The organism is Roseococcus sp. SDR, assembly GCF_019083995.1.
Lineage (GTDB): Bacteria > Pseudomonadota > Alphaproteobacteria > Acetobacterales > Acetobacteraceae > Roseococcus.
Map to the genome: position 1 here is coordinate 92,203 of NZ_JAHRCU010000010.1, position 13,248 is coordinate 105,450.

At 69.2% G+C, this 13,248-nt stretch carries 10 protein-coding genes and 1 tRNA gene; 6 read left to right on the forward strand and 5 right to left on the reverse strand.

All coding sequences use genetic code 11. The features are described 5' to 3' along the window. Positions 1-324 carry a hypothetical protein gene (locus KTR66_RS13080; RefSeq protein WP_213613054.1) on the forward strand — a complete coding sequence of 108 codons (324 nt, stop codon included), beginning with the start codon at positions 1-3 and terminating at the stop codon, positions 322-324. A 75-nt stretch (positions 325-399) separates the two neighbouring features. Here the strand turns inward: KTR66_RS13080 and prpF are convergent, their stop codons facing one another. From prpF to KTR66_RS13105, 5 genes are all read right to left on the reverse strand, one after another. Beyond that, a complete protein-coding gene (prpF, locus tag KTR66_RS13085; RefSeq protein WP_213613055.1) occupies positions 400-1,581 on the reverse strand; it encodes a 2-methylaconitate cis-trans isomerase PrpF in 1,182 nt (393 codons plus the stop codon). Positions 1,582-1,611: 30 nt separating this feature from the next. After that, positions 1,612-4,218 carry a Fe/S-dependent 2-methylisocitrate dehydratase AcnD gene (gene acnD / locus KTR66_RS13090; RefSeq protein WP_213613056.1) on the reverse strand — a complete coding sequence of 869 codons (2,607 nt, stop codon included), beginning with the start codon at positions 4,216-4,218 and terminating at the stop codon, positions 1,612-1,614. 252 nt (positions 4,219-4,470) lie between these two features. Beyond that, positions 4,471-7,449: a calcium-binding protein gene (locus KTR66_RS25295; protein WP_213613057.1), complete on the reverse strand. Its 2,979-nt coding sequence runs from the start codon at positions 7,447-7,449 to the stop codon at positions 4,471-4,473. 368 nt (positions 7,450-7,817) lie between these two features. Then, a tRNA-Ser gene (locus KTR66_RS13100) sits at positions 7,818-7,908 on the reverse strand. A gap of 45 nt (positions 7,909-7,953) precedes the next feature. Beyond that, positions 7,954-8,142, reverse strand: a complete 189-nt coding sequence (locus KTR66_RS13105; RefSeq protein WP_213613058.1) for a DUF1674 domain-containing protein — start codon at positions 8,140-8,142, stop codon at positions 7,954-7,956. Between the two features lie 36 nt (positions 8,143-8,178). On the opposite strand from KTR66_RS13105, the gene htpX reads away from it, so the two are divergent. The 5 genes from htpX to KTR66_RS13130 all read left to right on the forward strand — a co-directional run bounded on the left by htpX (position 8,179) and on the right by KTR66_RS13130 (position 13,248). Next, the gene (htpX, locus tag KTR66_RS13110) at positions 8,179-9,090 is read left to right on the forward strand and encodes a zinc metalloprotease HtpX (protein WP_213613059.1); all 912 of its coding nucleotides are present in this window, start codon (positions 8,179-8,181) and stop codon (positions 9,088-9,090) included. 123 nt (positions 9,091-9,213) lie between these two features. Then, a complete protein-coding gene (locus tag KTR66_RS13115; protein WP_213613060.1) occupies positions 9,214-10,290 on the forward strand; it encodes a TRAP transporter substrate-binding protein in 1,077 nt (358 codons plus the stop codon). 2 nt (positions 10,291-10,292) lie between these two features. After that, entirely contained in the window at positions 10,293-10,886 is a 594-nt protein-coding gene (locus KTR66_RS13120) for a TRAP transporter small permease subunit (protein ID WP_213613061.1), read from the forward strand. Beyond that, entirely contained in the window at positions 10,883-12,247 is a 1,365-nt protein-coding gene (locus KTR66_RS13125; RefSeq protein WP_213613062.1) for a TRAP transporter large permease, read from the forward strand. The genes KTR66_RS13120 and KTR66_RS13125 overlap by 4 nt, the downstream gene beginning before the upstream one ends. A gap of 17 nt (positions 12,248-12,264) precedes the next feature. Next, positions 12,265-13,248: a tripartite tricarboxylate transporter substrate binding protein gene (locus tag KTR66_RS13130; protein WP_213613063.1), complete on the forward strand. Its 984-nt coding sequence runs from the start codon at positions 12,265-12,267 to the stop codon at positions 13,246-13,248.

Sequence of the window (13,248 nt, forward strand, 5' to 3'; positions counted from 1 at the left end):
ATGCGACGCCTGATCCTGGCGCTCGCGCTCTGCCTGCCCGCGAGCCTCGCGGGCGCTCAGGGCGGAGGGCTGCAGCCGCACAACCTCTACAGTTCGACGCGCGACCGCGCGGACCTCGTGACCATGCGGCGGCTGATCGCCTGCGGCATCCAGGTGGCGGCCGAGGACAGCAATTTCTATGAGGGCCTGGCCTCGGGCTTCTATGTGGTGATCTCGGACCCGCTGCCCTCGCGCGCGGCGGCGGAGGCGCAGCTCGCCCGCGCGCAGAATTGCGGGGTGACGGGCCAGGTGCGGATGGTGCGGCGGAAGATCGCGCCGCACTGACCGGCTGGATCACGATCCAGCCTTGTTGAGAGGATGATGCACCGCTTCGGTGATTCCACCTGAGCGGATCATGCTCTAGCCCCCGAAGGGCACGTGCACCCGGCCTTCCATGAGCACGCGCGCGCTGCGGCTCATGATCGCCTTCGTCACGCTCCATTGCCCGTCCACCAGCTGCGCCTTGGAGCCGACGCGCAGCGTGCCCGAGGGGTGGCCGAAGCGCACCGCCTCGCGCTCGCCCCCGCCGGCGGCGAGGTTCACCAGCGTGCCCGGCACGCAGGCGGCCGTCGCGATGGCGACCGAGGCCGTGCCCATCATCGCGTGGTGCAGCTTGCCCATGGACATGGCGCGCACCAGCAGATCCACATCGCCCGTCGTGATCTTCTTGCCGCTGGAGGCGGTGTAGTCGCGGGGCGGCGCCACCCAGGCCAGCTTCGGCGTGTGCTGCCGGCCCGCCGCTTCCTCGATGGACTTGATGAGCCCCATGCGGAGCGAGCCATGCGCGCGGATGGTCTCGAGCTTCGCCAGCAGGGCCGGATCGCCGTTGATGTCGTCCTGCAGCTCGGTGCCCTTGAAGCCGAGTGCCTCCGCGTTGAGGAAGATGGTGGGGATGCCCGAGTTGATCATCGTGGCCTGGAAGCTGCCGATGCCGGGCACTTCCAGCATGTCCACGAGGTTGCCGGTGGGGAACATGGAGCCGCCATCGGCGTCATCCGCCGGGTCCATGAACTCCAGCTGCACCTCGGCTGCCGGGAAGGTCACGCCGTCCAGCTCGAAATCGCCGGTCTCCTGCACCTCGCCCGCCGTCATCGGCACATGGGAGATGATGGTCTTGCCGATATTCGCCTGCCAGATGCGGATGATGGCGATGCCGTCGCGCGGCACGCGGGCCGGGTCCACCAGGCCGTTGCGGATGGCGAAGGGGCCGACGGCGGCGGTGAGGTTGCCGCAATTGCCGCTCCAATCCACGAAGGGCTTGTCGATGGAGACCTGGCCAAACAGGTAGTCCACGTCGTGATCCGGCCGCGTGCTGCGGCTGAGGATCACCGATTTGCTGGTGCTCGACGTGGCGGCCCCCATGCCGTCGGTCTGCTTGCCATAGGGGTCGGGGCTGCCGATGACGCGCAGCAGCAGCCGATCGCGCGCGGGGCCAGGAACCTGCGCCACCTCGGGCAGGTCCTGCAGCGCGAAGAAGACGCCCTTGCTGGTGCCGCCCCGCATATAGGTGGCGGGGATCTTGATCTGGGGTGCGTGGGCCATGGGTGCGTCCTGCGCGATGGTCTTCGGGTTTCAGCTCGCCTGGCGCGCCGGGCCTTCGGCCTCGAGGAAATCCTGCGCGAAGCGCTGCAGCACGCCGCCCGCCTCGTAGATCGAGACCTCCTCCGCCGTATCCAGGCGGCAGGTGACGGGCACCTCCGTTGTGCTGCCGTCGCGGCGGTGGATCACCAGCGTGAGCGTCGCGCGCGGCGTGCGCGCACCCGCCACGTCATAGGTCTCGGTGCCGTCGAGGCCGAGCGTGATGCGGTTGGTGCCGGGCAGGAATTCCAGCGGCAGCACGCCCATGCCGATGAGGTTGGTGCGGTGGATGCGCTCGAAGCCCTCCGCCACGATGGCCTCGACCCCCGCGAGGCGCACGCCCTTGGCCGCCCAGTCGCGGGACGAACCCTGGCCGTAATCGGCGCCGGCCACGATGATGAGCGGCTGCCGGCGCTCCATATAGGTTTCGATCGCCTCCCACATGCGCATGACCTTGCCCTCCGGCTCCACGCGGGCGAGGGAGCCCTTGCGCACGCTGCCATCTTCGTGGCGAGCCATCTCGTTCAGCAGCGTCGGGTTGGCGAAGGTGGCGCGCTGCGCCGTCAGGTGGTCGCCGCGATGGGTGGCGTAGGAGTTGAAGTCCTCCTCCGGCAGGCCCATCCGCGCGAGATACTCGCCCGCCGCGCTGTCGGCCAGGATGGCGTTGGACGGCGAGAGGTGATCGGTCGTGATGTTGTCGCCGAGCAGCGCCAGCGGGCGCATCCCACGCAGCGTGCGCTCGCCGGCGAGCGCGCCCTCCCAATAGGGCGGGCGGCGGATATAGGTGCTCTGCGGGCGCCAGTCGTAGAGCGGGCTCACCTTCTTGCGGGCGCCCTGGTTGCCGAACATGGGCGCATAGACCTTGCGGAACATCTCGGGCTTCACGGCCGCGGCGACGACGGCGTCGATCTCGGCGTCGGAAGGCCAGATGTCCTTCAGGCGGATCTCCTTGCCCTGCGCATCCACGCCCAGCACGTCGCGCTCGATGTCGAAGCGGATGGTGCCGGCAATGGCATAGGCCACCACCAGCGGCGGCGAGGCGAGGAAGGCCTGCTTCGCGTAGGGGTGGATGCGCCCATCGAAGTTCCGGTTCCCCGAGAGCACGGCCGTCGCATAAAGGTCACGCTCGATGATCTCCTGCTGGATCTTCGGATCGAGCGCGCCGGACATGCCGTTGCAGGTGGTGCAGGCGAAGGCGACGACGCCGAAGCCCAGCGCCTCCAGCTCCGAGGTCAGCCCCGCCTCATCCAGGTAGAGCGCCACGGCGCGCGAGCCCGGTGCCAGCGAGGACTTCACCCAGGGCTTGCGCGTCAGCCCCGCGCGATTGGCGTTGCGCGCGAGCAGCCCCGCCGCGATGACGTTGCGCGGGTTGGAGGTGTTGGTGCAGCTCGTGATGGCCGCGATGATCACCGCGCCATCGGGCATCAGCCCCGGCGCGTTCTCCACCGTGCCCGCGATGCCGCGGGCGGCGAGGTCGGAGACCGGCAGGCGGCGATGCGGGTTGGAGGGGCCGGCCATGGTGCGCACCACGGTCGAGAGATCGAAGCGCAGCACGCGCTCGAACTGGACCTTCCCCAGCGCGTCGGACCAGAGGCCCGTCTCCTTCGCATAGGTCTCGACCAGCTTGACCTGCGCCTCCTCGCGCCCCGTGAGGCGGAGATAGTCCAGCGTCTGCTGGTCGATCGAGAACATCGCGGCGGTCGCGCCATATTCGGGCGCCATGTTCGAGATGGTGGCGCGGTCGCCCAGCGTGAGGCTGGTCGCACCCGGGCCGTAGAATTCCAGCCAGGCGCCGACCACGCGTTCCTTGCGGAGGAACTCGGTCAGCGTCAGCACGATGTCGGTGGCGGTGATGCCGGGCCCGGCCTTGCCGGTCAGCTCCACGCCGATGATATCCGGCAGCCGCATCCAGGAGGCGCGGCCGAGCATGACATTCTCGGCCTCCAGCCCGCCCACGCCGATGGCGATGACGCCCAGCGCATCCACATGCGGCGTGTGGCTGTCCGTGCCGACCAGCGTATCGGGGAAGGCCACGCCGTCCTTGGTGTAGATGACGGGCGACATCCGCTCCAGGTTGATCTGGTGCATGATGCCATTGCCGGGGGGGACGATCTCCATGTTCTCGAAGGCGTGGCGCGTCCATTCGATGAAGTGGAAGCGGTCCTCGTTGCGGCGGTCCTCGATGGCGCGGTTCTTGGCGAAGGCGTCCTTCTCGAAGCCGGCATGCTCGACGGCGAGCGAGTGGTCCACGATGAGCTGGACGGGCACCACCGGGTTTACCTTGGCCGGATCGCCGCCCTTCTCCGCGATGGCGTCGCGCAGGCCGGCGAGGTCCACCAGCGCCGTCTGGCCCAGGATGTCGTGGCAGACGACGCGGGCGGGGAACCAGGGGAAGTCGATGTCGCGCTTGCGATGGATGAGCTGGCCCAGCGCCTGGGGCAGCAGGGCGGGGTCGCAGCGGCGGACCAGGTTCTCGGCCAGCACACGGGAGACATAGGGGAGGGTGTCATAGGCGCCGGGCGCAATCGCCTCGACGGCGGCGCGGGCGTCGAAGAAATCCAGCTCCGTGCCGGGCAGGCGCTTGCGGTGCTGCGTGTTCATCACTCTGCTCCCTGCCGGGTTCGGCCCGGCGATCTTCCTTCGAGGTCCATGCCGCGGCAACGGCCGCGCGGCCATTCTGCGCCACGCGGCGCGGGGTGGCCAGATGCGGGGCGAAGCCGGCCTCGGCACCGGGGCGGACCAGGATCGCGGAACGGCGCTCAGCGCCCAGCTGGCCCGCCTTCGGCGTGAACCGTCACCGATGGTCCGCGCGGCCGCTACCGCGCCGCGCGGGTGCTCATCGCGGGCTGCGCGTCAGAGCCAGATGCTGGCCGAGGTGAGGGAGAGCAGGCCGCTCATGCCGATCTGGAAATCGGCGCCGCCATCGCCATCCACATCGCCTTCCAGGACACCGCCGGCGAAGCGCAACTGCCCGGCGACGGCGCTGAATGCGCTGCCCCCGATCCAGGAAAAGGCCTGGTTGCCGAACGCCCCGTCGTCCGCGTCGATGGGGCGCAGATCGATCCTGTCGCCATCTGTCACGCTGAAGTCGGTGATGACATCGCCTGCCGCCTCGATCACGCTGCGGAAGACGAAACGATCGGCATCCCGGCCGCCCGTCAGGACATCTGCGCCCAGGCCGCCATCCAGCAGGTCCGCCCCATCACCGCCGATCAGCGTATCCTGGCCACCCAGCCCGCCCAGCGTGTCGTTGCCCTCGCTCCCGTCGAGGCGGTTCGCCCCGGCATTGCCATCCAGACGGTTGGCCTGCGCATTGCCCGTGCCATCCAGATCCGCCGACCCGGTCAGGCTCAGGCGTTCGACGTTCGTGGCCAGGCTGTGGCTCACCGAGGCGAGAACGCGGTCATCACCGGCATCGGCGGCCTCAACCACCACATCGCCAGCGTCGTCCACCAGATAGATGTCGTTATCAATGCCGCCGGACATGCTGTCGGCACCCAGCCCGCCATCCAGCCTGTCTGCGCCGCCACCGCCGATCAGCGTGTCATTGCCCGCGCCGCCGTACAGCGAATCCGCCTGGCCACCCAGGAAGACGAAATTGAGGTCACCATCATCGAGGATATTGGCGCCCGCATTCCCGTCGATCTGGTTCGCCCCGAAGTTGCCGGTGCCGTTGATGTCGGCCGTGCCGGCGAGGCTCAGGCGCTCCACATGTTCGCTGAGCGTGGTGCTGGCGAAGGCGAGGACGCGATCGTATCCACCATTCTGCAGTTCGATCACGGCGTCTCCCGCGTCGTCCACGATGTAGGTGTCGTCGCCCGTGCCGCCCGTCATGCTGTCGGCGCCTGTGCCGCCCTCCAGCCGGTCATGGCCCGAGTCGCCGGTCAGGGTGTCATTGCCGGCATCGCCGTACAGCGTGTCCTGGCCATCACCGCCGGCGAGGCTGTTCGCGCCGGAGTTTCCATCGAGGCGATTGGCGAGGACATTGCCGGTTCCGTTCAGATCCGCCGTGCCCACCAGGCTCAGCCTCTCGACATGGGCGCCAAGCGTGAAGCTGACCGAGGAGAGGACGCGATCCTCGCCGCCACCGGCCAGTTCCACCACCACATCACCGAAGCTGTCCACGCGGTAGATGTCGTTGCCGGCGCCGCCCACCATGCTGTCGGCGCCAAGCCCCCCATCCAGCACGTCAATGCCGTCGCCCCCGCGCAAGGTGTCGTTGCCGTCGTCGCCGGTCAGGAGATCATTGTCCGCGCCGCCATCCAGCGAGTCGTTCCCGATGCCGCCGGAGATCACGTCATCGCCATTGGCGCCGGTGATGGTGTCAGCACCATCGCTGCCGCTCAGGCGGTCATCATCCGCACCCCCATCCAGCTGGTCATTGCCGGTGCCGCCGGAGATGGTGTCGTCGCCGATGCCGCCGGTGATGGTGTCGTTGCCCGCGCCGCCGCTGATCCGGTCGGCCGCGCCGACCGCGAAGCCGTCATCGCCTGCGATCAGGTCGTCTCCGCCCATGCCGCTCAGCGTGTCCGAGCCCGCGAAGCCATTGATGACATTCGCGAGGCTGCTGCCGTTGATCACGTCATTGCCGGCGGTGCCGTCGAAGCTCTCGGTCACGCGGGTGAGCGAGGCGATGATGCCGGTCCCTGAGCCGTCATTGCCGCCCTGGGCGACCAGCACCATGCGGCCATCGGCGAAGCCCACCAGGGCACCCACATCCGACGCAGCGGTGGAGCGGATCGTGTCGCCGGGCGCGCGCGTGCCGTCCGGCAGGAAGGTGGTCACGATGGTGCCGGTCGGCGATCCATCGGACACGAGGCGCCGGCTCCAGGAGACGGCGAAGCCGCCGTCTCCCAGCACCGCGATGGAGGGCCAGAGCTGGTCTTCCCCGCTCAGCACGAAGGTATCGCCGCCGCCGATATACTGTCCCTTGGGACCGTGGACCCTCACCACGACCTTGTTGGTGTCGTTCGCGATATTCCCGGAATCATAGGCGAACACGACATTGCCGTTCGGCAGCGCGGCCGTGACGATCCGGCTGTCCACATAGGCATCGAAGGCATCCGCCAGGACCGGATCGCCGTTTCTGAGCACAGGCGTCCCATCAGGGTTCCAGTAGCGGAAACCCAGCAGGCCGCCCTCCGGCGGGCGCGATGTGGAAACGCCAGGAATGGCGACGCCCGGCGGGCCCTCAGCGCCCTCGGCCACGACCACGATGGTGCCGTTGGTCAGCACGGCCACGCCGAGTTCGCTCACCCCCCGGTCACGCTCGATGGCGGTGAAGGTGGTGAAACCGGGATCCGCCGCACCGGCATTGGTGAAGCCGGCCACGAAGGCGGGAGAATTGGCCGGGGTGGCGGTGCCGGAATAGGCGACCACATAGCCGTCCGCCCGGGCCGCGATGCTGATCGCGCCGCCCGTGATGGAGGCACTGGCGAGCGCGAGGGGCGCCGAGACGGCCAGGCCCGTGCTGCCATGAACCACGGCGGTCCAGTAGGTGGTGGTGCCGCCCGCCGTCTCGGCCCAGGCGAGCGCGACATTGCCATCCGACAGCAACGTCATGCTGAGGCCGTAGAGATTGCCCGTACCGCCCGTCAGGTCGGTGATGGCGCCGGGGATCAGGGCGCGCGTCGCCGCATTGAAGATGCCGAACTGGATGCTCTCGCCGCTGCCGCTGCTGTTGCTGACCCAGGCCGCCGCGAAGCGCCCCGCATCCAGTGCCACCGCTGCCGGCGTGCCCTGTGTGCCGGCGGTGACGCCGGCACCCTGGCTGTTCAGCGTCACCAGGTTCGAGATGTCAGAAAGGCCGTAGGATGCAATTGATGCCGACACATTATTTATCCAGGATGTTTATGGTAACCTATTGGCAAGGTTCGGCTGAGCGCAAGGGCGCCGCGGGTGACGCTGCGGCCGGCGATGATCACGGAGCAGATTCTGACCGACAGCGTGGGCGGTCCCGGTGGGCGCGTCCTGGGCGTTCGCCTGGTCAGCCCCCGGGCGGGCCTTCGTCCTCATGGAGGCGCCTTCCCGGCCACCGCGCATCGGGGTTCCCCATGAGGCGTCCAAGCACGAAGGGAGAGCCGCTTCCCTGGCTCACGCCGTTTCCTTGAAACAGGCCGTTCGCGGGAGGGGCCTGATGCCGATCATCCCTCGGGAGCCGAGTGTCGGTTGCGCGGCAGGCTATGCTGGGTCTTCAGAAGTGGCGGATGAGGTGGGATTCGAACCCACGATAGGCTTTTGACCTATACGCACTTTCCAGGCGCGCGCCTTCGACCACTCGGCCACCCATCCAGCGGGCCCCTCTCTAGGGCGGGTCGTGCCCCAGGGCAAGCGGGGTCAGAAATCGCTGACGCGGCCCTTCCTTTCCCAGTCATTGTAGCGCGTGGGCTCCGGGCCGGTCGGGCCGCCATCCTCCACGGCGGCGGGCGCCGCGGGACGCGGCGGGCGGTTCACCGGCGTCAGCGGCGGCGCGGTGCGGGGCTTGCCGGCGGGATAAGCCGGGGGGGTCTTTTCTTCGTCACTCATGATGCCGATGTGGGATGGCAGAGGGATTCGCGAAAGATGCTCAAGACCTTCATCCTCCTCGGCGGCCTGACCGCGCTCTTCATGGTGGTGGGCTATGCGCTCGGCGGTGAGGCCGGCGCCACCATGGCGCTGCTGATCGCCGGCGGCATGAACCTCTTCGCCTGGTGGGGCAGTGACCGCATGGTGCTGCGCATGCACAACGCCCAGCCCGTGACCGAGGCCGAGGCGCCGCAACTCTACCGCATGACGGCCGATCTCGCGGCCCGCGCCGGCATGCCCATGCCCGCGCTCTATGTGATCCATGAGGACCAGCCCAACGCCTTCGCCACCGGCCGCAGCCCCGAGCGCGGCGCCGTCGCCGTCAACACCGGCCTGCTCGACCTGATGAACGAGCGCGAGGTGGCGGGCGTGATCGCGCATGAGCTGGCCCACATCAAGCACCGCGACACGCTGATCATGGCGGTGACGGCGACACTGGCCGGCGCCATCGGCTTCCTCGCGCAATTCGCCTTCATGCTGGGCCGCGGGCGGGAGAACCGGCCCAACCCCATCGCCATGCTGCTCATGGTGATCCTGGCGCCCATGGCCGCCGCGCTGGTCCAGATGGCCATCTCCCGCGCGCGGGAATTCGAGGCCGATGCCGAGGGCGCGCGCATCTGCGGCGATCCCTCCTGGCTCGCGAACGGCCTCGCCAAGCTTGAGCGCGGCAAGATCGGCCATGTGAACCAGACGGCCGAGGCCAATCCCGGCAGCGCGCATATGTTCATCATCAACCCGCTTTCGGGCCTGCGCATGGATCGCCTCTTCGCGACGCATCCGCCGACGGAGGAGCGCATCGCCCGCCTCATGGCGATGGGCCCGATGGGGGGCGCGCCCGCCATGGTGAGCGCATCGCGGGGCGCCTCTCCCTGGGCGGCGCCGCAGAGCAAGCGCAACCCTTGGGCATGAGGCCCGCCGCGCTGCCCCCGGGCCGGGCAGGGCGGATACGCCTGACAGGGACGTAATCTTTCTCTGTCTTTCGCCTGCGCACCTGCGTGGCATGCTCGCCCCAGCATTCATGCAGGAGGCGAGATGTTCCGCAGGGGTTTGGCCGCGCTGCTCGGCGCCGGATTGATCAGCAGCGCCGCCACGGCGCAGACCGCAACCCCCGCCGTGCCCCCCGGCCCGCGCATCGCCATCACGGCGGTGACCCAACCGCTGCCGACGCAGCCGCAATACATCCTGGTGGACCAGCGCCTGATCCGCGACGGCCTGCGTGAGCGCAGCGGCGGCCGCATCGAGGTGACCCTGGCAAGCCATGCCGAGCGCAACCTCGGCGGCGCCGAGATCGTGCGCCTCGTCCGCGCCGGCCAGGCCGAGATCGGCGCCGGCACGCTCTCCACCCTCTCGGGCGACGTGCCCATCCTGGACGGCGTGGATCTCTCGGGCCTGGCGCCCGATATCGCGCTCGCCCGGCGCATCGCGGATGCGATGACGCCGGTGGCCAACCGGGACCTGGAGCGCTTCGGCACGCGCATCCTCGCCATGTATCCCTTCCCGGCGCAGGTGGTCTTCTGCCGCGCGCCCTTCACCTCGCTCGCCGATCTCCGCGGTCGCCGCATCCGCACCTTCGGCAACAGCCTGGTGGATTTCTTCAACGCGGTCGGCGCGCAGCCCACCTCCATCGGCTTCCCCGAGGTCTATTCGGCGCTGGAGCGCGGCGTGGTGGATTGCGCGATCACCGGCACGGGCTCGGGCGTCGCCGCCCGCTGGCCCGAGGTCTCCACCCATATCAGCGACCTGCCGGTGAGCTGGGCCGTCGCCGCCTATATCGTGAATGTCAGCTGGTGGAACCGGCAGGACCCCGCCGTCCGCGCCCTGCTGGAGCAGACCTTCCGCGAGGTGGCCGATGCCCAATGGGCGCTGGGCGCCGCCGCGACGCGTGACGGCATCGACTGCGCCATCGGCAACCGCGAGGGCTGCCGCATTCATACGATGGCGACGCGCCCGATGACCGAGGTGAAGGCCTCGGATGCCGACCGCGCCGAGACCCGCCGCATCTTCGAGCAGGTGGTGCTGCCCGGCTGGGTGCGCCGCTGTGGGGCCCGCTGCGGCGAGATCTACAACCAGACGGTCTCCCCGCTCACCGGCGTCCGGTTCGGCGGCTGAGCTTGCTGCGCGCGGCTTCGCTGCTGCGCCGCGGGGTCGCTGGCCTCGCGGCGCTGATGGCCTGGGCGGCCGGCTGGAACTACGTGGCCTGCGCCCTCTTCATCACGGCCGACATCGTGGGGCGCAACGCGCTGGGCGTCTCCTCCGCCGCGACGGTCGAGATCACCGGCTACATGCTGGCCTGCGGCATCGCCTGGGGCCTCGCCCATGCGCTCGCCTGCCGCGCGCATATCCGGGTGGATGTGCTGCTGATGCGCCTGCCCACGCGCCTGCGCGCGCCGTTGCATGTGTTCTCCCTGCTGCTGCTGACGGGCTTCGCCCTCTTCATCGCCTGGGCCGCCTGGGAGCTGGTGGATGAGAGCGCGCTGTTTGACGCGCATGACAATTCCGCGCTGCGCGTGCCGCTGGTGATCCCGCAGGGGATCTGGGCCGTGGGGCTCTCGGCCTTCGTGCTCATGTGCGGCGTCCTCCTGCTGGAATCCCTGCTCGCTCTGCTGCTGGGCGAGGGGGCCAGGCTCGATAACCTGCTCGGCTCCCGCACCCTGGCCGATGAGACGGAGGAGGCGCTGGAAGCCGTCGCCATGGCCCGCAAATGATCGCGATCGTCTTCCTGCTGGGGCTGCTCGGCGTGCTCGTCGTCGCGGCCGCATCCGGCGCCCAGGCGCTGCCCATTGCCGAGATCCTGATGCTGATCGGCGTCTTCGTCGTCTTCTTCGGCTCGGGCGTCTATATCGCGGCCGTGCTGGGGGTGCTGGCTTTCCTGACCGGCTTCATCTTCAGCGACCGGCCCTGGTGGAACTTCGCGGGACAGACGCTCTGGGGGCCGTCCTCCAACTTCGTTCTCGTCGCCGTGCCGCTGTTTCTCCTGATGGGCGAGATCCTGCTGCGCGCGGGGCTGAGCGACCGTCTCTACCGCGCGCTGAACGTCTGGCTGAACCGCCTGCCGGGCGGCCTGCTGCACACCAACATCGTGAGCTGCGCCGTCTTCAGCGCCATCAGCGGATCGAGCGTGGCCACCGCCGCCACCATGGGCTCGGTGGCGCTGCCCTATTTCCAGGGCACGGGCTACAACCAGCGCTGGGTGCTGGGCTCGCTCGCCGCCGGGGGCGCGCTGGGCAACCTGATCCCGCCCGGCATCACCTTCATCATCTACGGGCTGATCACCGAGACCTCGGTCGGGCAGCTCTATATCGCGGCCCTCTTGCCCTCGATCCTGGTCACGGGCCTCTTCCTGCTGCTGATCGCGGCCCACGGGTTGCGCCACCCTATGGAAAAGCCGCCGCCGCTGCCGCTTTCCATGAAACTGGCCGCGCTGCGCGACCTCGTCCCCACCATGCTGCTGATCGTCCTGGTGCTGGGCTCCATCTATGCCGGCTGGGCCACGCCGACCGAAGCCGCTGCGCTCGGCGTCACGGGTGCCATGTTCTTCGCGGCGCTGGAGCGCAAGCTGTCCTTCCGCATGCTGCACGCCTCGGCGGAAGCGACCGCGCGCAACACCGCGCTGCTCGGCCTCATCATCTTCGGCGCCTATCTGCTGAACTACATCCTCACCACCATCAACGTGCCCCAGGCGCTGGCCGGCCTGATCGCCGACCTGCCATTGCCGCCCTGGGCCATCATGCTCTGCATCATCGGCCTCTATTTCGCGCTGGGCACCTTCATGGAGGGCTTCTCCATGATCATCACCACCGTGCCCGTGGTGTTCCCGATCGTGGTGGCGCTCGGCTACGACCCCATCTGGTTCGGCGTCATCATCACCATGCTGGTGGAGATCGCGCAGATCAGCCCGCCTGACGGCACGGTGATGTACGTGCTGCAGGGCATGCGGCCCAAGCCGGGGCCGATCACCGATGTCTTCGTCGGCGTGATGCCCTTCCTGCTGGCCTATCTGGCGGCGGTCGGACTCCTGCTGATATTTCCCGAGATCGCGCTCTGGTTGCCGCGCGCTCTCGCCTGATTTTTCGGAGCCCCTTCATGTTCAAGCGCATGCTTCTCCTCGCCGCCGCAATCCTGGCGCCGGTCTCGCTCGCCCAGGCGCAAGCCCCGGCCGCTTCATCCGGGCCGGGCTTCGAGCGGCCCATCCGCATCATCATCCCCATCGCCCCCGGCGGCGGCACCGACGTCTTCGCCCGCCTGCTGGGCGAGATCGTGGGCACCTCGCTCGGCCAGCCCATCGTGGCGGAGAACCGGCCCGGCGCCTCGTCGACCATCGGCACGCAATTCGTGGCGGACCAGCGGCCGGACGGCACCACGCTGCTCTTCACCGCCAATGCGCCGATCACGGCTGCCCCCCATGTGATGAACGTGCGCTACACGCTGGATCAGCTCGATCCCATGTTCATCGTGGGCCACACCGGCTTCACGCTCTGCGTGCGGCAGGACAGCCCCATCCAGAACGCGCAGCAGCTCATCGCCGCGATGCGCGCCGCGCCCGGCCGCTTCACCTACGGCACGGATGGCGTGGGCGGGAACATGCATCTCGCCGCCGAGCGCGTCTTCCGTGCGCTGGGCATCGAAGGCACCATGGTGCCCTTCCAGGGGGCCGCGCAGACGCTCACGGCATTCACCGGCGGCCATATCGATCTCTATGGCGGCTCCATCGCCGTCGCCATGCCCGCCATCCGCGATGGCCGCGCCCGCTGCCTGATCCTGACGCAGCGCGCCCAGCACCCCGAGGTGCCAACCGGCTCCGGCCTCGACGCCCTCGGCATCCCGAATGAGGAGACGCTGATCTGGTGGGGCATGCTGGCGCCCAAGGGCCTGCCGGCCGATCGCCGCGCCGCGCTGATGGCGGCCTTCGAGGCCGCCTGGCGCACTGAGCGCTTCCAGACGCAGCTCGCGCGATCCGGTGTCACGCCCGAGTTTCGGGACAGCGCCGCCTCGGCCGCGCTGATCAACAGCGAGAGCGATGCCCTGGGCCGCGTCGCCCGCCAGGTCGGCATCGAGCGGCAGCGCTGA

Excerpts from the sequence above, each read along its gene's own strand:
- prpF (WP_213613055.1), bottom strand. The coding sequence starts at position 1,581 with ATGGCCCACGCACCCCAGATCAAGATCCCCGCCACCTATATGCGGGGC.
- acnD (WP_213613056.1), bottom strand. The coding sequence starts at position 4,218 with ATGAACACGCAGCACCGCAAGCGCCTGCCCGGCACGGAGCTGGATTTC.
- KTR66_RS13115 (WP_213613060.1), top strand. The coding sequence starts at position 9,214 with ATGTTCCGCAGGGGTTTGGCCGCGCTGCTCGGCGCCGGATTGATCAGC.
- KTR66_RS13130 (WP_213613063.1), top strand. The coding sequence starts at position 12,265 with ATGTTCAAGCGCATGCTTCTCCTCGCCGCCGCAATCCTGGCGCCGGTC.
- htpX (WP_213613059.1), top strand. The coding sequence starts at position 8,179 with ATGCTCAAGACCTTCATCCTCCTCGGCGGCCTGACCGCGCTCTTCATG.
- KTR66_RS13105 (WP_213613058.1), bottom strand. The coding sequence starts at position 8,142 with ATGAGTGACGAAGAAAAGACCCCCCCGGCTTATCCCGCCGGCAAGCCC.
- KTR66_RS13125 (WP_213613062.1), top strand. The coding sequence starts at position 10,883 with ATGATCGCGATCGTCTTCCTGCTGGGGCTGCTCGGCGTGCTCGTCGTC.
- KTR66_RS13080 (WP_213613054.1), top strand. The coding sequence starts at position 1 with ATGCGACGCCTGATCCTGGCGCTCGCGCTCTGCCTGCCCGCGAGCCTC.